Source organism: Methanosarcina sp. UBA289 (assembly GCA_002496565.1).
Taxonomy (GTDB): Archaea; Halobacteriota; Methanosarcinia; order Methanosarcinales; family Methanosarcinaceae; genus Methanosarcina.
Genome location: DAKJ01000017.1, coordinates 328,104 through 349,414 on the forward strand (window position 1 = coordinate 328,104; position 21,311 = coordinate 349,414).

The window sequence follows — 21,311 nt, forward strand, 5'->3', positions numbered from 1 at the left end:
AAATATATTACACTGTAATTATAGTTGATCCACATTAAACTTATTTATATATTTTAGTATCGATTATTTAGATCCAAATCTCCCAATTTTATCTCTCTTTTACACTTGCACCTAAACTCTTCATTCTGCACCTAAAGTAAGTCAAAAATCCTACTTTAGGTGCAAAGCCTCCTTATCCAAAACCTATTTATACAAAGCACTTCATTAGACGTTGATGTACACAAATATACGTTAGTGGTAAATAATGAACTCTTCAATTCTTCATATCCTCAACACAACAAAAACCCGTATTCAGGCTTTAGGGCCACAGATATACCGTGAAGACCCGGGGATGAAATTTGAGAAAAGGGATTTTTTCTCAGTGGTAGAAGATGCGAAAGCCGACGGACGGATACCTGTAATTGCAGAGGTCAAGCCAGCATCGCCAGGTAGAACTTTTCGGGACATTCCGCCTACAACGGCTGCAGAGCTTGCATGGGAAATGGAAGAGGCTGGAGCAGTTGCAGTATCGGTCCTGACCGAGCCAGAAGTATTCAGAGGTTCACTTGAAAACCTGGATGCAGTTCGAAATGCAGTATGCTTGCCTGTCCTGAGAAAAGACTTCATTATTGATAGGGTACAGCTTGAAGAAGCTCAAAGTGATCTTGTGCTTCTGATTGCAGATATTCTTGGGGAAGAACTCGGAGAGTTCGTAGAACTTGCCCTTGAAAAAGGATTTGAGCCCCTAGTAGAGGTTCACAACAGAAAAGAACTCGATTTAGCTCTGGAAACGAGTGCCAGATTAATAGGAATAAATAACCGAGACTTTGAAACCCTCAAAATCAATCTCGGTACTACAGAAGAGCTGGCTCCCCTTATAAGGGAATGTGACCTCGATCACGGGACCAAGCATCTGATAATAAGCGAAAGCGGGATGAACAATCCTGGAGATGTCAGACGAGTAATCCAGGCAGGTGCAGATGCCGTGCTGATAGGCTCTGCGCTTATGGAAAGTGCTTCTGTTTTTGATAAAACGAAAGAATTCGTCCAGAGCGCTGGTTGGCGTTAATAACTGTTTTTTCAGACTTTTCGGAGCTTTCAACCTGCTGGACGGGATGAAAAATCCACTCAAAATTGACTCGAAATTCATTCAAAATTCATTCAAAATTACTCAAAACGAAATTTTGCTTCAATCACGAGACCAAAAACTGTGCTGTCAGGCACGATATCAGAATCATGTTACAGGTTAAATCAAAAAGATAAGGGAGTAATCGAATTGACAGAAACTAAAGTTTTAGAATATCTTACAAAAGACTCATGTTTAAATGAGCTCGCAGGTTCGAAAATTGGTGATACAGGCCAGGTAAAAGGAAAATACGGAAAATACGGGGGACAGTACGTACCCGAAGTGCTCATGCCGGCTTTAGAAGAACTGGAAGAAGGATACGAGCGATATAAAAACGATCCCGGATTCCTTGCCGAGCTTGACCATTATCTGCGAGATTTTGCAGGCAGAGAAACACCTCTCTATTTTGCCCCGAATCTGAGCAAAAAATACGGGTCAAAGATTTACCTTAAAAGGGAAGACCTTGTGCACGGAGGAGCCCACAAGTTAAATAATGCCATAGGGCAGGCCCTGCTTGCAAAATATATGGGGAAAACCAGGCTTATAGCCGAAACAGGTGCAGGGCAGCATGGGACTGCAACGGCTATGGCAGGGGCGAACCTTGGATTTGAAACTGTTGTATACATGGGGGCCAAGGACGTCAAAAGGCAGCAGATGAACGCCTACCGCATGGAACTCATGGGCACTGAAGTAAAACCCGTGGAAACCGGCTCAAAAACTCTTAAGGATGCTATTAATGAGGCTTTCAGGGACTGGGTCACTAACATAGGAAATACGCATTACCTTATAGGCTCGGTTGTGGGGCCTCATCCCTATCCTGTAATAGTAAGGGATTTCCAGAGCGTTATAGGGCGAGAAGTAAAGGAACAGATTTTGCAAAAAGAAGGGCGTCTACCTGACTCTATTATTGCCTGTGCAGGAGGCGGAAGTAATGCAATGGGGATTTTCCATCCATTTGTCGAGGATAAGGAAGTCAAACTGATTGCTGTCGAAGCCGGAGGAAAAGCCCTGAAATGTACGGAAAAAGCCGCTCTTCACTCGGCCTGCCTCTGTGCAGGAGAAGAAGGGATCCTGCACGGAGCAAGAACAAAGGTTCTGCAGGATAAAAATGGGCAGATCCTTGAATCCGAATCCATCTCAGCAGGACTTGACTACTCAGGAGTAGGGCCTGAATTAGCTTACCTGTCCGAAAGCGGTCGGGTTACAGCCCGGTATGCGACTGACAATGAAGCCCTTGAAGCTTTCCATGAACTGAGCAGGCTTGAAGGGATAATTCCTGCACTGGAATCTTCCCATGCCCTTGCTTACCTGAAGAAAGCATCTGAAGCCGGAGAATTGGGAGAGGTAGTGGTTGTAAACCTGTCTGGAAGAGGAGATAAGGATCTGGAAACAGTCCTGAGCCTGAGAGGAGGAATCTGAGATGGAACGGCAAAAAATCTCCGAAAGATTCTCCGAACTCAGGGAGAGAAAGGAAGGAGCCCTGATTTGCTACATAATGGCAGGAGACCCGTCCACAGAAAAAACCGGGGGAATTGTAAAGGCTCTGGTGGATGGAGGCGCAGATATCATAGAACTCGGTTTTCCCTTTTCAGACCCTGTAGCGGACGGCCCGACCATCCAGGTCGCAGGCCAGAGGGCACTTGCAGCCGGTATGGACACAGAGCGTTATTTTGAGCTTATTAAAACTCTCGATGCAGGGATTCCCCTTGTTTGCATGACCTATTACAACCCTGTGTTCAAGTATGGGGTGGAAAAATTTGTAGCACAGGCTGCTGATGCTGGAATAAGTGGATTGATAGTACCCGATATCCCGGTAGAAGAAGCAGCTGACCTGAAAAATAACTGCGAAAAACATGGGCTTGATCTGATTTTTCTCATCGCACCCACAACAACCGAGATAAGGGTCCAGAAAATTCTGGAAAGAGGCTCAGGTTTCCTTTACCTTGTCTCAAGGCTTGGGGTCACAGGAACTAGGGCGGATGTCTCGTCCTCGACCAGAGAGCTGCTTTCCAGAATAGAAACCGAGATTCCGAAGGCTGTGGGATTCGGGATATCTACAGGGAAGCAGGCCGCAGAAGTTCGAGAGGCAGGAGCGGATGCGGTCATAGTTGGCTCGGCTTTTGTCAGGATTATAGAGGAAGGAAAAGACGTAAACGAAAGGCTGGAAGCCCTTGCAAGGGAATTGAAATCCGGGATCAGAAGAGCTAGTTGAAAGAAAAAATCCGGGAAAATCAAGAACGCAAATAGTTGTGCGTAAAAAATTGCACATAAAAAGTTGCGAAAATTTTGAGATAAATCGGAAAGGGAGAAACCAGGAATTAAAGGGAGGAAGGGGAAAATGCAGAGATACATTCAAAAGCTGGAAGAGGGACGTGATCTAAGCCCCAAAGAAGCTGAAGCTGCAGTAGACAAAATCCTGAGTACTGCAAATGATGAAGAGATCGGGGCATTTCTGCTTGCTCTGAGGGCAAAAGGTGAAAAGCCCGAAGAAATTGCAGGCTTTGTAAGGGGAATGAAGAAAGCTGCAAACACAATCCAGCCCAATACTCCTTTCAGGCTTGTGGATACCTGTGGCACAGGAGGAGACGGCCTTAATACCATCAATATCTCGACCGCAGCCGCAATTGTTACTGCTGCAGCAGGCGTCCCTGTAGCCAAGCATGGAAACCGGGCTGCCACTTCAATGTCAGGGAGTTCGGATGTGCTTGAAGCCCTGGGAATTAAAATTGATCTGGAACCCGAACCTGTCAGGCAAACAATCGAAGAGATAGGAATAGGGTTCATGTCGGCTCCGGTTTTTCACCCGGCTATGAAGAGAGTTGCAGGGATAAGGAAAAAACTTGGAGTCCGTACGGTTTTCAATATTCTAGGGCCCCTGACTAACCCGGCAGGTGCAAAAGGGCAGGTGATAGGGGTCTTTGATAAAAAACTCTGCGAACCAATAGCCCATGCTCTTGCAGAACTTGGGACCGAGCATGCCCTTGTTGTACACGGAGACGGAATGGATGAGATCACAAATACGGGTGAAACCTATGTTGCGGAGTTAAAAGACGGCAAGGTTTCAACCTATATGTTGACTCCAGAAACTTTGGGCATGCTGCAGGCAAATCCAGGGGATATAAAGGGAGGCACTCCAAAAGAAAATGCAAGAGACCTGCTGTGCATTTTCAAAGGCAAGAAAGGACCAAAAAGAGACATAGTAGTCCTGAATGCGGCTGCAGCCCTTTATGTAGGCGGTATAGTGGGTTCTATCCGGCAAGCAATTCCTATTGCCGAAGATGCCATTGACAGCGGAAAGGTTATGGTAAAATTCAACCAGTTCAGGACTTATACTTCAGGATTTTACAGACAGAAAAATAAGGGCAGTCTTTCGATAAAAAGCATTGCGATGCGCTCCGGAACTTCCTTATTAAGCCCTGCCTCGGGAGAGAGGGCATGACAGTGAAAGTAAAAACAAGAACAAAAATCTGTGGAATCCGCAGCCCTGAAGAAATCGAAATAGCAGCTCTTTACGGAGCCGATGCAGTTGGGTTTATCACGGAGGTTCCTGTCGAAAGCCCTAGAAAGCTCGATTCCGAAACCGCTGCCTACCTTGTTTCCAGAGTTCCTGAAATTCTGAGTTCAGTACTTGTTATCATGCCTGAAAACGCAGATAAGGCTGTGGAACTGATTGAAAAGATAAAACCAGATATCGTGCAGATCCACTCCAATCTGCCCCTTCTCGAACTTGAAATAGTAAAGGAAAGGACAGGCATACCAATCATAAAAACTCTATCCGTACCTGCACAGGGAGAAACTTCAAGCGAGAAACCGAGAAATCAGGATTCGGTCTCAAGCCTGCTTGAAGAGGTAAGCCTTCTGGAAGAATCCGAGATTGTAGATTCTATCCTGCTTGATACGGCCAGGCCTGAAAAGCCAGGAGGCACAGGCTATGTACATGATTGGACCCTTAGCCAGCGAGTCTCAGAAGAAACGCGGCTTCCCCTGATCCTTGCAGGCGGGCTCAAACCTGAAAACGTGCGGGAAGCAATCAGGGCTGTTTCGCCTTATGCGGTGGACACGGCATCCGGGGTTGAGATCTCCGGGAAAAAAGATGCTGCAAAAATCAAAAGTTTTATTGAAGAAGTGAGGTGTGCCAATGCTTTCCTTTGACTTGGGAAAAGAGGAATTCAAAGATCTTGCTTCTGGAATAGGCCAGCCAAGCTTTATCCAGCTCCTTGCAAGAATCGATAATGTTACCTGTTCTCCCCTTGAACTTTACCGCACCCTGCGGACCTCAGGAACTTCAGGCTACTCATACCTGCTGGAATCCGTAGAAAAACAGGCAACTCGGGCGAGATACTCTTTTGTTGGAAATGACCCTGATGCCGTAATTAAAATAAGTAACAGGAAAATTTCCCTTGAACTCCTGAACCCCAATGCTTTACCTTTTTTTGAAGAAATTCGGTCGAAAATCAAGGAGGCCTGCGGACCTGAAACCGTGCAGGAGGAAAATCCGGAGATAGAAAACTCAGAACTAAAAAATATGAAGTTCACAGCTCCAGTTCCTGCTGGAAAAGATGCTTTTGATGCCCTTCGCCTAGCTTTTCCTCCTGCAAACGGGATGGGAATCCTGAATGCTCAGCGCTTTGACAGGCAGACTTTTCTGGGCGGGGCTATAGGCTATACGGCTTATGATGCTATTTATGACAGCTGGCTTGGGGTTGAAAAAGGCTTTGAGTCAGAGATTCCCGAACTACAGTACCTTCTTGTTTCGAAAACCTTTGTGTTCGACCATCTGACTGAAGAAGTATATATCGCGATCACTCCCTTTGTAATTCCGGGTTCGGATGCCGGAAAAATCTATGAAGAAGCTCTGCTGGAAGCCAAGAAGCTCTGCTCCATACTGAAGGAGGCTGTCCTTTCAGAAAATTCAATAGAAACAGTAGTATCAGGCTCATCAAGCTTCTTGGGCTCATCCTTTTCGGATTGCAGCACCGGAAAACAGGAATTTGAGGAATCGGTAGTCCAGGCAAAAGAGCACATTTTTGCGGGAAATATCTTCCAGGCAGTCCTTTCCAGAAAGCGCGAATTCAGGCTTGGGCAGTCACCTTTCGAACTTTACACACATCTCCGGGCAATTAATCCCAGCCCTTACATGTATATCTTTGAGTTTGGAGACCTGGCAATTGTCGGGGCAAGCCCTGAGACCCTGCTGACGGTCCACAAAAGAACCGTTATCATAAACCCGATTGCAGGGACCTGCCCCCGTGGGAAATCCGAAGCCGAGGATGAAGCCTTTGCTTCACATATGCTCCACGATGAAAAAGAAAGGGCTGAACATATAATGCTTGTTGACCTCGGGAGAAATGATGTACGGATGGTCACGGAAAGCGGCTCGGTAAAGGTTTCCGAATTCATGAAAGTCCTGAAGTATTCTCATGTCCAGCATATAGAAAGTACAGTTTCAGGAACCCTGAGGCCTGAGTGTGACCAGTTCGATGCTTTCAGGGCGGTATTTCCGGCAGGGACACTTTCTGGAGCTCCGAAAATTCGGGCCATGGAGATAATCTCCGAACTTGAAGCCTTTCCGAGAGGGATTTACGGCGGGGGAGTAGGATACTACAGCTGGAATGGGGACGCGGATTTTGCGATTGTGATTCGCACGGTTATTGTACAGGGTAAGAAAGCCTCAGTACAGGCCGGAGCAGGAATTGTAGCCGATTCCGATCCTGGTTATGAATTTAGGGAGACTGAACGCAAGATGGCAGCAATGCTTGCGGCTATCGGCTTAGAGATTTAAAGCTTTTTGCAAAACAATTTTGGGGTGAAATGGATGAAAAGAAGATTGTTAAGGGATATTTCACGAGAACGAGATCCAGTAGGCAGTATTCCCAGGAAAGGAGAGATTAAAAGAGGAAGGCGAAAAAAAGGAGTAAGAGAAGAAAGAACAAAAGAAAAAGTGATCTTAGGGGGTATTTTCAGATGAAAGTGGTCTTTATAAACAACAAAGATTCATTTGTATGGAATCTCGTAGATTACATATCTTATTTCGAAAAAGACACTCTGGTACTTCCCAATACGGTTTCCCTGGAAGAACTGCGGGAGATTAAGCCTGATGCTCTGGTTATTTCTCCAGGCCCGGGAAGTCCTTCAGACTCCAGAGATATAGGAAATTGCCTGGAAATTATAAGGGAACTGGGCAGGGAAATTCCCCTTCTTGGAGTCTGCCTCGGACATCAGGCAATCAATGTGGCTTTCGGCGGCTTGGTCCGAAGAAGCAAAGTCGGGCCAGTGCATGGAAAAAGTTCGAAGATCCTGCACAAGGAATCTGCACTCTTTTCAGCCTTTGACAGCCCATTTGAAGCAGGACGTTATCATTCCCTTGAAATTGGCGAGCCTGCACCCGGGATAAAAGTTACTGCCAGGGCCGAGGATGGGAGCATTATGGCTGTAGAGCATGTTCGCTACCCGATATATGGCCTGCAGTTCCATCCAGAATCCGTACTTACTCCCAATGGGCTGAAAATAATAGAAAACTTTTTGGATGTTTCCAAAAACTATAAGAAAAGACAGCCGGCTGTGTAAGCAGCCAGACGTTTTCCCGGAGAATTTATTTCTGATATCCAAGTTCATTTTTCCTTTTTGGCAGCCTCAGTTTCAGGTTCCTGCTCTTCATTATCTCCTTCTTCTTCAAAGAACTCCTCTTCTGTGAATTCCTCGTTAGGCTTGACCGCATAACCTACAGGCTGAAGGTTTTGAAGTTCTGAATATTGACTTACAGTCTGGGCAATAAGCTGAGGATATTTTTCAATCTGTTCCCTTGTAACAAACCCTGAGGCTTCTGAGTATTCTATAATTTCTTCTCTGGCTTCTTTCGCATCCTCAGTGAAATCTTCAAGCTGCTGCCTGTTTGCAATATAGGCCATTTCCTCAAGTGCCATGGTCGTCCACAGGGTTACAACCTCCATTTTCTTTTCAACAGCACCCAGACCTATTATCCTAAGAGTGTCAAGCGCGATTTTTGCAGACTCAAGCATCTGAAACTGTACTGCTCCTTTTCCGATTTCCTGTGCAGCTTTCGAAAAAGACCACATCACATTGGAGAAATTCTTATCGAGTGCAACTTCAGAAAGGGAGTTGATGTCATTAAGAACTGTGGACGCAACGTTCTCGATCTTTTTCTGAATGGCCTTATTGCCAATATTCCGGAGTGAGATAACGACTCTCTTTAAATCATTCTCTGAATTTGATTTGAGCAACTCTTCCCCAAATTCCCGAAGGTACTCAACATATTGGAGCGCATCATACTCATTCTGTTCTCTTATTGCTCGTTCTCCAGATTCTCCAAGTTCAATAGCCTTTTGTTCGTTCAGTGAGAACATATTAAAACCCCTTTCCATTAAAATCCATTAAAGATCTCGGATTTTAGGAATTTAGGTATTTATATAGGTATACTCAGATATTAGTCTTCCTATAATTTTCAAAGCATATCGAAAACTTCAAGGTTGTTATTCCAGAATGAGTTTTTAAATGTCTGGATCCGAATGAAGAATAAAAATGGAGAATAGAAAGTAGTCTAAATTTGCTTATAGATTTCAGATTTGCTTATAGATTTCAGATTTGCTTATAGATTTGAGTTATGTTTTCATTATAAAGTAAAATAGAAACTGACCCGAACAAACGACTTATTTACAAAATAGAAAGAGTTAAATACATTTTATACATAAAATATATCATATGAGTAAAAAAAACTCATTCAGGATTTCTGGCATATTTTCCTGCGTGAGTAAAATCAAACCTACAAGGTAGGGGGGAGGGTTCAACTCCTTACCTTCCTCCTACCTGAACAATTGTGTTGTGTTCTAAACATAAACTAAACATAGACGGTAGATATAATCACTTCACAATCACTTCACTTTGAAACCTCAAGCTTTTATCATGAAAGAAAAAAATTGCTTAGTAGGAATACTTTAGTAATTTATTTAAAACTTATGGTTTCAAAAAAGAGGAAAATTTTCAAATAGTTGCCGAGCACTTATTACAGCTTCGCCAAGACCTGCTTCTTTAGAGCATTTTCCAATATCCCTGACAAGAAAAGCGAATTCCTGATTGAGAATTCTCAGGTCCTTTTTTGAGCTTATGGAAAAAGTATAGATTTCCTTCAAGAAAACCTGGCTTAAAATGACTTCTTTTTCCATTCCATTTCTTGCAGCTTCTTTTCCAACTTCCTTCAGAGAAATCGCTACAAGTAAAAGAGGAATTAGCTTATCTATACTGGCGAGCCTTATTCCAAAAGCTTTAAGGGCAAGAGCAATCTCAAGCACGGTTTCATTGCCATTGTTTCTTGCCATTTCTTGTCCAATCAGTCCAAGAGAAACAGCCGAACTAAGCACACCTTCGGTCAAATTCCTATCAGCTGCTTCCAGACCCAGAGATTTTAGGCATGAAATTGCTCTGTGTAGCGTTTCCTCCGAGAATTGGGTAGCAAGTCTGATACCCAGTTCACCTAACTCATCTATTGTCTTGATGAGTTGAGTTTCTTCCCATGCCTCAGTTACCTCAAAACCAAGTTCAAGAAGAGAAGTCATTTCTGTTAAAAGCAAAAATTTGCCTCCATCTACCAGCTACTGATAAGGCTTAGGAACTCACAAGACATTATCTTTCCCATTTTGTGCTACATGATCCAAAAACCAAGCGATAAATCGAAATATAGGAAGATGAAAAATAAAAATTAAATGCCAGGTTAAAACCAGACTGTCGACAGGAACGAAGTGTTTATTATGTAGAGATTTTGCTTAAATCAGCTGGTTTACATAAACAGCTGGGTTAGATAAGTTGTTTTACATAAACAGCTGAGTTAGATAGATAAGCTTTAGATAGTCTCTCACTCCTGAATTTATAGATTAGATTGAATTTTTTCCTGAAGGGCTTTTATTTCCCTGAATTTCTCCACTTTTTCCTCGGAATCCGTATAGCCGGCATTTGCAAAATTTTCTAGAGCCAGTTCAGCTACAATTGAAGAATTGTTTAGAAGCTTTTCTTCAGCCTGAACCCGCAAGGTTTCAAGTGCCCACTGACATTGCAAAACCGCATCACTAAGTTCCTTCTTTTTAGATAGTTTTCCAATTTCTTCTATGGAAAGTGCTGTTGAACTCAGGGCTTCGTCAAAGTAGCTCTCAGCTGCAATCTTACCTATTTCCTCAAGCAAAAGCAGGGCACTTACAGTCTCAAGCTCAAGACTCTTTGCTGCAGATTTTTTCCCAATTTCTCCCAGGCAGGTTACTGCATTGAGCACAACGTCCTGCATACCTCGCCTGGCAGCAGAGGTTCCAATCTCTTTAAAGAGTAAAGAAAAGGCAATTGTCTTTTCCTGTTCCCACTCTTCTGGGGAAAAGTTCCAGATTTCCATAAGGGTTGTAGCAGCTACCTTTGAACCGGCTTCAAGTGAATGTGAAGCCGCAGCTTCTCCCAGTTTTCCTATTGCTATAAAAGCCCTGCTCAGGGCGGACTCAAGTCCTTTATCTGCTGCTACTCTTGCCAGTTTCCCTAGAGATAGGATAGAATTAATTGTGACAAGCTCCATCTCTCTCTCTGCAGCTACCTGTGCGGCGTTCTCAATTGATAGAATAACTCTCTCGGCATCTGCCTCTTCGTTCTCAGAAAGGAAGTCTGCCGCAATTCCTGTAAGGGAATCAAGGGCCTGAAAAGCTTTGCTCTCATCTCCTCTATCAACTGCAGATAAACTTACTTCAACTGCTTCTGCCTCGTTTAATATAATCATTCTTTTTGCCTCTCTTTAACACATCAACAAGCTTCAAGTCTTTCCCTGCAAATTTTTAATTGTTGACTGTATGTTTCTGTTGTCAATTTAAATTTTTGCGTAAGGAATAAGACCTGCAAAGGAAATAGAGTCTGGTTTACTCTATGAAGTTACGAGATTATTAGTGTTACTATTTTGTAACCGAGGCAGTTCATTTAAAAATATCATCCGTTTTTTTTGCGGAGAGCCGATTTTGAGGTAAAGTATAAATAATAAATATAAATACAAAATGTATAAGTTAGAAATAAAAAATATATAAGTGAGCAGCTCTCTTATCTGGACTTTCTTTTTTCTTCGTAGGCAAGAGCATGTTTCAGAACGTTTTCATACACCTCTTTATTCTCTAATCCGACAATTCTTGCTCTGACTCTATCAGTAGTAATATTTCCATCCTGCTGCATGTAAATGTACTCTCCATTTTCAATGCCCATAATTACGGTAGAGTCAGGAATATAGCCTACATCAAAATAGGTTGCAAGCTGGATGTTTTTGTTCATATTTATGGACATAATCGTAACGTTCTCTCCGTATTCGGCTGCAAGCTCTGCAAGAATAGGCTTCATAGACTGGCAGGCTCCGCACCATTCAGCTCCGAGTCTCAAAAATACCGGACCTTCCATAAGGGATAGGTTTATTTGCTCTAGTTCGGTTGTCTCGACAACAACGCCTTTTTTCAAGGTACTCGAAGGTTTCACAGGGTACATTTTATTAAATAGAACCAATAAAGTATTGCCATTAGCGCTCAAAGCATCAGAACTATTGCTTGAGGAAATCCTATTTGCCATAGGCATATAATCTATAACCCCAGAAGTCTGGTTTATGACGTACTGATTATCTAGTATACCATTTCCATCAGCATCTGCTCCTGTATAATTATTCCAGAAATTACCTGCCGAACTGCTATTCCAGACGTTATTTCCCTCGTCTATGGCATTCAGGAAGTTAATAAATTCATTTTCGTAGAACGAATTATTTGATGAATCACTTAGATACACGCCAATGCCATTAAGGTACAGGTTGTTATTGGTGAAAAGATTGGATCTTGCTGCTTGGCCACGAATTCCATGTTCGTTTTTCAAAATGAGATTATAGGCAAGCTTATTTCCCTGGGATATTCGAAGGAGCATGCCTACTTCATTTGAACTTGCAGTATTGTTAACAATGGTATTGTTAAAGGAATTATTTAGCGAAATTCCCTGCTTATTTTTCATGACCAGATTTTTTGACAGAATATTCTCCCCTGAATTGTCAAGCGTAATTCCCTCATTACTAAGACTTACAAGGTTTCCATTGAGATAGTTGTCCTGAGAATTTCTGAGAATAATACCCGGATCAGTTAGTATCACCGTATTGTTATTTAAAGAGCAGTTTCGCGCGCCTTCAAGGTAAAGCCCGGCCTTCCCATGTATGTCCTTTCCGGAAGGAACTCCTACAATATAGAAACCGTTTATTGTCACGTTTCCTGAACTGATGCTGAAGACAGCATTGTCAGGCACCTCAGCTATAATATAAGTACGGTTAATCTGGCTACCTGAAAGAGGTGGATACGAGAGAATTGTGAGTTCCTTATTTACTTTTATATTTTCCCGATATATTCCAGGGCTTACAAGGATTGTATCTCCATTCTGTGCATTATTGACAGCTTCCTGGATCAAAGTATAGTTTCCTCCCCCACTGTTATTCACGGTAATAACCGCAGCTTCGGCCAGGGTTACTGCTGTCCCGAGCATAAAAAGGAAAACTATGAGAATAACCTGAAATGTCTCCCCTGTCACGAACTAATAACCCCCTAATTACTAAAGCTATCAAATAAAAAACAAATTATGCTTTTATAGCAACCCTTAGGAATAATAATTTGAGATAATAAAATCATTTTGAAATATATGTTCTGAAAAATGAACCTTAAATTTTAAAGTTCCCTAATTTTCTTAATACTTTCAGGAGTATCCAAATTAGCAGATCTTTCAGTACTCTGTCGACACAGTCAATAACGCAATCAGTTAAAAACTGAAAAAAGAATAAAAATTCCTTCACTTACTGGATTTACAGATATTTACAGCCCTATTATCTCGAATTCTCAATCAGTATAATATATTAAGCAGTACATTTAAGCATATCAGGAAGGCATATACAACAATACAACAAGCGTAAAAAATTAGTCCGTAACCTTTCCAGTCTTTACACTATAATTTATGAAAAGAAGATAGTCTGACTTCAAATTCTGTCAGTAAGTGAAATTCTTTTTCATTCATACCGAAACTCCTTCCAAAACACCTGGAAAATCCTTTTTTCAATCCGTAACTGAGCTTCCTGAAAGGAAAAATGGCGAATTTGTTAAGACTGAGTTGCAATTATCATGAAGCAAAAGCTTTTTTAGTTAAGGCTCTTTTCGAGTCTCTTGCTGAGCGGTTCACCTTACACTATCTTTGTCAGGGATCCTCAATTTTTGTTAGGGATTCTCAATTCGGCATTTTTCCCTGAAATCCAGTGATTCCCTATGCCGTAGACTATACCGAAAAAATTTGATTAACTGACACTCCAGCCTTTCTAAAGCTTTCAATCAAGAGATTCCGCTTCGTGTATATATTCAGAGCCATTAAGAGTGTCAAGAGCAAGTTTTGTCATAAGCACATGGCTTATTAAAAATTTTTCATTTACTTCGAAAATCATCGTTCCCAGAGAATTAGCAGCTTTTATGATCAAGTTTTCGAAGTCACTAAAACCCGTATAAGACGATTCATTTTCTGAAAGGACAGGAGTATTCTGAAGGGAATCAGTTTCTATTCCCTGTTGAACAAGCAGGCTGAAGGCACCCGAAAATTCTTTGGGGAAGATAATCGCCTCTTTTCCATGAGGTTGATATAAAAGGAGTGACTTTTGAGGGAGAAAACCTCCGTTTTCCGGAACCCGGATGCTTTGCTGCCCGATAGTTTCTTTTCCTATTGACCCTATAGCCAGAGCAGCTGCCAGAGCCTCTCTCTCCGTTTTCTGAAGCGATGCAGAATTCGCAATTTCCCCAAGATATGCGACTGCGATCCTGACTGCTGACTCCATATTTTGCCCAACAGCCGCTTTCCCGATTGCACAGAGAGAGTAAAGGATGCTTAAACCGGTATCAGTCATTTTCTTTTCTCTTGCAATTTCAGCCATCTTTCCGAGCGAAAAAAGCGATAAAAATACGCCGATTTCCATTTTTTGAAAGACAGCCGCGCTACCTATGTCTCTTATGCTGATAACAGCCTTTTTTGCATCAGGTTCGAGTCTTTTATTTATATATTCGGTCCCCCGTTCCGTAAGAAAATCTATGGATCGTAACACGCCAAGCTCATCATTGTCCTTAACTGAAGTTAGCCCGAGGTCCGTTGCCCCAGTTTCGTTTAAAATAGACGTTCAGAACACCCCACTGAGTTAAAAACACCTTAAAGCCAGTAATTTTTCCTGCACTCCTTTCCCCATGAAGAAGGCAGTATTCCTATTTGAGATTGAAATGATTAATCCAATACGAATATAGCATAAATGAGAGGAAAAATTTCATAAATCTGTACTTGGAGATTTTTTCTTTCCTCTAGATATTTTATTTAGCTTATCTTCTAGTCTCTCAATTTTCAATCTTTCAAAGTGCAGGAGAGCTACTTCAGCAATTATGGATGCACTCATGAGGTAGCGGTCTTCAGCATTAAACCTAATTACCTCAAGCGAATATGCTGCCTGGTTCAAAGCCTTATCAAGCCCCTGTCTATCTGCAGTTTCTCCTATATCCTGGATAGAGCGGGCACTTATATTCACAGTTTCTTTCAGGTTTTTTTCAATAGCCCCGGTTCCTATCTCTTGCAGCAATAACTCGGCATTTACTACTGCATCCTCAAATTTCTGGCTTGCTGCGGCCTTCCCTGTTTCCCCGAGGAGCGCTACTGTGCTGTTTGCAACATCACCTAATTTTTGCCACGTAACGCTTTTTCCGATTTCTCCAAGAGCGAAAATAACTGCAATTGTTCCCTTCTTGGTTCCTCTAGAAGCTGCAGTATTTCCCATCTCACCAAGGCAAGAGGCTGCGATCTTTGCTGGAGTCTCCATTTTTTGTACTGCTGCGGTCTTTCCAATTTCCCCAAATGCGAGTGCTATACTTACAAGAGCGTTTTCCATTCGCTGCCTGCATGCCTCTCTGGCTACCTGAGAAAAAAGCAGAAGCGTATTGACAACTATAGATTCAAGTCCAGCAATAGCTGCCGCTTTTCCTATCTTTTTCATGTATTCGACCAATCTTTTTGTGTCGATTTCCTGTCCTTCTTTTGCATATTTCAGTGCAAGCTCGGAGAGATAGTTAAGGACTTCTTTAATTTCGGTTTCATTTTTTTCATTAACCAGAGTAAGTCCCAGTTCCAGAGCCTCGTTTTCATCAAGCGGTAGAATCCTTCATACCCCCAGATTCTCTCTCAAGTAAGTATGGATATGGGAGGATATGAGCTTTATCATGGGAAAAAAGCACTATTAAGAAATATTTTATCACGCACAGATTGGAAAAAACTGGAAAGTGTTAGACTGGGATGGGAAGGATCGGATTGTGAAGTGTTAAACTGAAAATATTAGATTGAAAATGTTAAACTGAAAAATATTAGACGAAATATCAATAAACGAAGTGAGTGTTGATTAATCCACCCTCATCTGAAAAAGAGAAGAAAAAAGATAAAGGATGCAATATTGAGCAAAAAGCCAAAACTTTTCTCCTGCTCTAACAAAAAAGCAGAACTTTAATGCAGGTTTCCGTCCTCATTAAGAATCTTCAAAAGCTCGATGATTGAGTATGAAGCCCGGGTAATTCCCATACTGCGTTTGTCAGTATCAGTGCCCGCCACATAGAGGTTTCGAACAGGAGTCCGAATATCTGCAAATTTCCCGTTAATTGTGACTGCAGCTTTTTCCGGGATCATTATCTGTTCGTGTTGCATTTCTATATGACTTTCGAGATTCGGATGGGCGCGGAAAATCATATCGTAGGCTTTTTTTGTCTCATGTTCCTCACGTTCATTTTCGTCGATCACGAAGGAAAAGCCTATAAGTTGTTTGTCTTTGGGGGCAAGCGAAGGGTCATAATTACTTATAGGAGTTGCCCAGTAGGCGAAATCCTTGAACCAAATCTCTGAGCCTGTGTACTTGAACTCGGGAAGCTCTTTCTCCATTCCAAGCCAGATGGTCAGGCTTTTACTGTGGGCTATACCTCCCAGATTTGCAGTATATTCTTGGGGAAGGTCTTTTACCAGCCTGGGAAGTTCGGTTGCGAAACCTGTGTAGACAACAAGGTTAGAGGAATAGATTTCATCAGCTTCCACGCCTGAAGCCTTTCCGTCCTGTACAAGTATAGAATTAACTTCACATTCTGTTTTGATCTCAACGGTTTCCGGAAGGGAGTAAAGGATGGCGTTGAGCAGAGCTTTTAAGCCCTTTCTGGGATAGCCCTGAGAATAATTTACATCATTTGTTGCAAGCCTTTCAAGGGAGGTAAAGGGCTGGGTGACCTTGGTCATCCTACTCTGAAGGGAGGCATGGAGATGATATGGAAGGATCGAAGCAAGAATAGACTCCGTAGATGGGGATTTTTTCAGATCCATTCTTCCGATCATCGCATCAAACTGCTCTTGAGTAATACTGTCCCTGACAAAACTGCTTCCTGACAGGACACGCTGAGCAGAGGTTTCTTTCATTGACCTGCCAGAAAGGAAAGCTGATATTGTATCCACAAAATCATAGGTATCCTTTGAAAGGCCTTTCGGCAAGAAATTATACACTGACTGACTGGACAGGTCTATTCCGAATGAGGAAAGGGTAAAAGCCTTTGTAAGGGTCTGGGAAAGCAGAACCCTGTCTTTTCTTGGAAGCACATCAAAAGTCACAAAATCTTTCAGGTTGGAAGGAACTCTTGTAAAGTAATTTTCGGTCCTAATATAATAATGTCCATAGTCCTCAAATACAGGAAGGTAATCAAAATAATTATCCATCAGTCTTTTCAGTGGGCCTTCAATAAGATGGGTTATCGCGTGCGCTCCTGTATCCACCTGGTAACCATCTACCATGTAGCTGTTGCAGTTCCCACCTAAATGTTGACTTTTTTCAAGAACAAGGACTGTTTTCCCATGCTTTGAGAGCGTCAGCGCTGCCAGAAGCCCGCTTATGCCCGCCCCGACAACAATTACATCGTATTTTTTCATACCCTAAACTACCTCAACTTTTTCCAGTGAATTAAGTTCTTATTTAATGCAGTTGTGCACCTTAGTTCTCTCAACTCACAACAGAATCCCACATTAGTGGAAGGGTTAAATAAATATGTTGAAAATATAAAGAATTATTTTAAGTCAGAGATATCTTTGAAATCATATTATATAATTTATGGTTTACCTACTTTATATTCAATCTATTCAATCCCTGTCTTACACCTGTAGAGTACAATAGAGAAAAATAGTATTTATAATTAGTAGTAGTTATATAATAAAGATCTCAATAACATGTCTTATTATTGTTCAGTGATCTACGTAATATGATTTAAAGGCTTTTTAAGATGATATCGCAAAAGCAGAGAAAAGTCGCTATTTTCTTTTGTACATTCCAGGATAATTCTCAGTCTGTAAATTTACTATCTCCTCGAAGATTTTGTTCGTATTTATTTTTCGATCTCATATAAAAATAGAGAAAGTTATCCATATGTTAATAAGTTAAAAAGGTAGTAAAGTTTAAAAATTAGATACAAATTGAAAATTAAATTTTAAAGCCTACATAGAAAGTATAAATACAATTCTTGAAGTTTAGTCCTCAATGTTTACTCGTCTAAACTTGAGGTAAATCAGCAATATTCCAATAAAACCACCTAAAATAAGATACTTTATAATTGTTTTTAATCGTACCACATCAGTCATCCCCCAATTTTATATATAGTTAATATGTTGTACACATATTACAAGTTTTCGTTACAAATTTGCCTTGGAAAAATTAATTGATCAGTCAGGTACTTCATAATTGCGTGAAATTTCATAATTGCGTGAAATGAGCAGGGACCTTGTTCAAGCGACAAAAAGAAAGAGACAATGCTCAGACAGGAAGCCAGAAATGAAGCCTGAAAAAAAAGATTCAAGTATGTCATTCTTGCCACAAAGAACAGTAGAAGTATGACTGCGACTACTGGATTGAAAAAACTGGTTAGAAGAACAATAGTTTTTTTCAGAGAGGTTGTCAGTTAGTTTAATGGAGGATTAATTATGATAAGGATTGAAGAGTTGGGGGAAAAGCTTACAGAAGCCGGCAGGTTGCAATTACGTTCTTTATGTGTTTACGGTATGGATAAAATCCCTGAAGGAGCAGTTCCGTCGTACACGATAGACCGCTGTATAGCAAAGGCTGTATATATTTCTGCTTTCTTTAAAGAGACGCCTCCACTATATATTGAAGCAGGTCACGAACAGTGCTGCACTGGCGGAATGGTCTGGATGGGACTTGCGGAACCACACCCTAAACTAAAATACTTCTTGACTGTAGGCACTCCAGACTTCCGTGGAGGTGCTGCCGAGCATTTAAAGGCAACTCCTGAGCTATTCGATGAACAGAGAGAACGAGCAGGAAAAATCACTCCATACGGCAAATACACAGTCATCGCTCCCTGTACTCAAAACCTTGTACCTGAAGCTGTCAGAGCGTTCATCGTCTTCGCAGGCAGCGAGCAGATCCGAAATCTCTGCGGGCTGGCACAGTTCAATAGTTCTGATCCTTTTTTTAAAACCTTGATACCGGGAGGACCGATATGTGCTACTATGATCGCTTTTCCTGCTGGTATGGCAGAAAACGCGCCGAAAGACTCCGCCTATGTTGGGCCTGTTGATCCTACAGGAAACCCCTGGCTGCCCCCCGAATTGATGATAATGGGCATTCCTTTGAGGCTGGCGCAACAGATGGGAGCCGACATGGAAGAGTCCTTTATCTGCAAGCGGAGCAAAACAGCATACCCTGAGCACCGTACAGTGATAAAACCGTATATAAAGGATACAGAGAAGTGAGAACTTTCAGGCACGAGTTTGAAACTGAGGCATGGACTTCGAATAGCAAAGAATGAATTTTTCAATTTAAGAGCCAGGTATTTGAAAAGCTGGCAAAACAAATATTAATATCAGCTTCAGCCAGCTAACTGTCCGGTAATTTTTACGGTAATTTTTTGTTTTCAGAAAAAAGGGAATTTTGCCTGGAAATTCTACCTTTTACTGGCTTCAAAGGCTTCATATAAAAACTTTACTGAGATAGAAAAGTTCACAAAATCAATAATTTTGAGTTATAGATATTGTTTAGAAAACTTGCTAAGTTATAAAAGTCCTAAGCCAGTCCAAGACCAAGACTTAGAGGAAAGCTCACCAGATAACCCAAAGGATAGACCTGGACTCATGCCTGGATTGAAGCAAAATGGTTTATGATCTTTATTCTCGAAAACCAAAAAGGAAAATTTTTAAACACCAACTTGATATGATTTTACGGTGTTTGGCAGTTGGTAGACCAGGAGAAAATTCACAATCAATGCATGAGCAATGATCCAGAAGAGCGTAAACATGCGTTAGAGGAATTAAATAATTTCTTCTCATCCATGCCAGATAAACAACAGGCATGGGACGATATACTGAGATTAACAAATGATATAGACATGCTTGTGAGGAATTATGCTGCCTCTGCTCTTGATTATGTGTTTTCTCATGTGCTGGATAAACAACAAGCATGGAATGATTTACATAGACTGGCTAGTGATGAAGACAGTGATGTGAGATTTAGGGCTGCCCAAGCTCTTGGTTCTGCTTTTTCTCACGTGCCAGATAAACAACAGGCATGGAATGATTTACATAGACTGACTAATGATGAAGAAAGATATATGAGATTTAGTGCTACCTTTGCTTTTTATTCTATTTTTTCTCACGTGCCTGACAAACGACAGGCATGGAATGATTTACATAGACTGACTAATGATGAAGACAAGCTTGTGAGAGCTGTAGCTACCTTTGCTCTTGGTTCTGCGTTTTCTTATGTGCCAGACAAACGACAGGCATGGAATGATTTACATAGACTGAACAATGATGAGGATTATTATGTGAGAACAACCTCAAACTATTCTCTTGGAAGAGTTTCAATATTCATGGCTTCCCAGGCAGAAACAGAGGAAAATTACAAAAAGGAATTAGAAAAGGCAATTGAATATTTCGAAATCGCAGCAAAGGAATCATCTAGCTCTAATCCGTCTCAATTTTGCCTTCCGTTCTATCGCTCATTCTATTTAATAATTTTCAAAAAACAGAAAGCTAGAGAAGAAGTGAACAAATATCTGGAAGAAGCTAAAGCTGCAATTGAAGGTTCAGAGAGCAAAAAACAGCTTTTAGAAGCTGTTGAAAACCTTGCAGAAGCATTAAAAGAAGTCCAGAATATGGGAAATTTAGATTTCTCTGGGATGAAGGATGAGCTTAATTTCTATAGGAAATACTGTGATCGTGCCACAGAACTAATAAAATGTTCTGACGAAAAAGCACCGTTTGCGACAGAAGTTCTGAGAAAAGGACTACCTATTCTGGACAGAAATATAAAAAGAACCCTAGAAGAGATTCAAGAAAAAGCAAAAAGTACATACAAGCAATCTCAAGGAACCGTCACAGAAGAAATTGCATACTCAATTTGCAGGGAAGTTCAAAAATGGGAAATGGGTAGTCCAGAAGAAATGACACAAAAGGTAGAGGATATTGCATATGTCTTAAAAAGGAAAATTGGATATGTTCCCGAAAATGAGTATGTTTTGAATAAAATTGAAGCAATGAGATACGAAAGAAATCTGGTAAAACAATATGAAGCCCTACTTTTTGTGATTGAGCAAATTCCTACTATCACAGTGGTTCCTGAAGATGCTGTTATAGAAAATATCAACAAAGTAGGTCAAGAATTAGGAACAAAATTGGATGGTCTTTCTCAAGGAATGAACGAGATCAGGATTAGCTTAAGCCCTGGAATAACACAAGAAATTGAAATTTCTTCAGGGATTGAGATTTTGGGAACAGGTGCAGCGCTAATAACAACAATTCCTTTACAAGAAATTTCTTACGCTGAACTTAAAGAAGACTTGCAAAGGATAAAAGGAGAACATATTAGCAAATTGTCTGAACTTCCAAAAAGATTAGCTAACAGAATTAAAGGTTATTTATTACTGAAAGACAGAGAAGATATCACTAAGCAGTTAACTTGAAGTGGGCTATCTTTATTGATCAGTCAACGATACATTTATTGCCTATTTTACTTGCTTCATACCTGAATGTAAAAACGACTTTAGTCTAACTCATTTATACCAGACAACTGAACGGTTTCTGAATGTGGGGCGCTCGATATTTAAACATTAAAAACAAAAAA

General features: G+C 41.2%; 17 protein-coding genes. 10 read left to right on the plus strand and 7 right to left on the minus strand.

Going from position 1 to position 21,311, the window contains the following annotated elements; all coding sequences use genetic code 11:
- Positions 1 to 244: 244 nt before the first annotated feature.
- The 8 genes from BP549_RS07635 to BP549_RS07670 all read left to right on the plus strand — a co-directional run bounded on the left by BP549_RS07635 (position 245) and on the right by BP549_RS07670 (position 7,672).
- Positions 245 to 1,048 (plus strand): indole-3-glycerol-phosphate synthase, encoded by an 804-nt coding sequence (locus BP549_RS07635; RefSeq protein ID WP_292379553.1) that lies wholly within the window; start codon positions 245 to 247, stop codon positions 1,046 to 1,048.
- A 207-nt stretch (positions 1,049 to 1,255) separates the two neighbouring features.
- Complete coding sequence (trpB, locus tag BP549_RS07640; protein ID WP_413788525.1) at positions 1,256 to 2,524, plus strand: tryptophan synthase subunit beta; 1,269 nt, start codon at positions 1,256 to 1,258, stop codon at positions 2,522 to 2,524.
- Between the two features lies 1 nt (position 2,525).
- A complete protein-coding gene (trpA, locus tag BP549_RS07645; RefSeq protein ID WP_292374855.1) occupies positions 2,526 to 3,317 on the plus strand; it encodes a tryptophan synthase subunit alpha in 792 nt (263 codons plus the stop codon).
- 126 nt (positions 3,318 to 3,443) lie between these two features.
- Positions 3,444 to 4,544 carry an anthranilate phosphoribosyltransferase gene (gene trpD, locus BP549_RS07650; protein ID WP_292379555.1) on the plus strand — a complete coding sequence of 367 codons (1,101 nt, stop codon included), beginning with the start codon at positions 3,444 to 3,446 and terminating at the stop codon, positions 4,542 to 4,544.
- On the plus strand, positions 4,541 to 5,257 hold the full coding sequence (locus BP549_RS07655) for a phosphoribosylanthranilate isomerase (RefSeq protein ID WP_292379558.1): 717 nt from the start codon (positions 4,541 to 4,543) through the stop codon (positions 5,255 to 5,257). The genes trpD and BP549_RS07655 overlap by 4 nt, the downstream gene beginning before the upstream one ends.
- Positions 5,244 to 6,887 (plus strand): anthranilate synthase component I, encoded by a 1,644-nt coding sequence (trpE, locus tag BP549_RS07660; protein ID WP_292379560.1) that lies wholly within the window; start codon positions 5,244 to 5,246, stop codon positions 6,885 to 6,887. Before BP549_RS07655 ends, trpE begins: the two co-directional genes overlap by 14 nt.
- A 33-nt stretch (positions 6,888 to 6,920) precedes the next feature.
- Positions 6,921 to 7,073, plus strand: coding sequence for a hypothetical protein (locus BP549_RS07665; protein ID WP_292374850.1), 153 nt, complete (start codon positions 6,921 to 6,923; stop codon positions 7,071 to 7,073).
- Positions 7,070 to 7,672, plus strand: a complete 603-nt coding sequence (locus BP549_RS07670; RefSeq protein WP_292374849.1) for an aminodeoxychorismate/anthranilate synthase component II — start codon at positions 7,070 to 7,072, stop codon at positions 7,670 to 7,672. Before BP549_RS07665 ends, BP549_RS07670 begins: the two co-directional genes overlap by 4 nt.
- A gap of 44 nt (positions 7,673 to 7,716) precedes the next feature.
- Here the strand turns inward: BP549_RS07670 and BP549_RS07675 are convergent, their stop codons facing one another.
- From BP549_RS07675 to BP549_RS07705, 7 genes are all read right to left on the minus strand, one after another.
- Positions 7,717 to 8,469, minus strand: a complete 753-nt coding sequence (locus tag BP549_RS07675; RefSeq protein WP_292374848.1) for a hypothetical protein — start codon at positions 8,467 to 8,469, stop codon at positions 7,717 to 7,719.
- 615 nt (positions 8,470 to 9,084) lie between these two features.
- Entirely contained in the window at positions 9,085 to 9,690 is a 606-nt protein-coding gene (locus BP549_RS07680) for a hypothetical protein (RefSeq protein ID WP_292374847.1), read from the minus strand.
- Between the two features lie 293 nt (positions 9,691 to 9,983).
- Complete coding sequence (locus tag BP549_RS07685) at positions 9,984 to 10,868, minus strand: hypothetical protein (RefSeq protein ID WP_292379563.1); 885 nt, start codon at positions 10,866 to 10,868, stop codon at positions 9,984 to 9,986.
- Positions 10,869 to 11,179: 311 nt separating this feature from the next.
- A complete protein-coding gene (locus tag BP549_RS07690; protein ID WP_292379565.1) occupies positions 11,180 to 12,682 on the minus strand; it encodes a NosD domain-containing protein in 1,503 nt (500 codons plus the stop codon).
- Between the two features lie 781 nt (positions 12,683 to 13,463).
- Positions 13,464 to 14,225, minus strand: coding sequence for a hypothetical protein (locus BP549_RS07695; protein WP_292374844.1), 762 nt, complete (start codon positions 14,223 to 14,225; stop codon positions 13,464 to 13,466).
- Positions 14,226 to 14,438: 213 nt separating this feature from the next.
- Positions 14,439 to 15,155, minus strand: coding sequence for a hypothetical protein (locus BP549_RS07700; protein WP_292374843.1), 717 nt, complete (start codon positions 15,153 to 15,155; stop codon positions 14,439 to 14,441).
- 500 nt (positions 15,156 to 15,655) lie between these two features.
- Positions 15,656 to 17,110 carry a phytoene desaturase family protein gene (locus tag BP549_RS07705; protein WP_292379567.1) on the minus strand — a complete coding sequence of 485 codons (1,455 nt, stop codon included), beginning with the start codon at positions 17,108 to 17,110 and terminating at the stop codon, positions 15,656 to 15,658.
- Between the two features lie 1,041 nt (positions 17,111 to 18,151).
- On the opposite strand from BP549_RS07705, the gene BP549_RS07710 reads away from it, so the two are divergent.
- Together BP549_RS07710 and BP549_RS07715 are read left to right on the plus strand one after the other, a co-directional pair.
- Entirely contained in the window at positions 18,152 to 18,943 is a 792-nt protein-coding gene (locus tag BP549_RS07710; RefSeq protein WP_292374838.1) for a DUF169 domain-containing protein, read from the plus strand.
- A gap of 479 nt (positions 18,944 to 19,422) precedes the next feature.
- Entirely contained in the window at positions 19,423 to 21,150 is a 1,728-nt protein-coding gene (locus BP549_RS07715; protein ID WP_292374837.1) for a HEAT repeat domain-containing protein, read from the plus strand.
- The last annotated feature ends 161 nt before the right edge of the window (positions 21,151 to 21,311 follow it).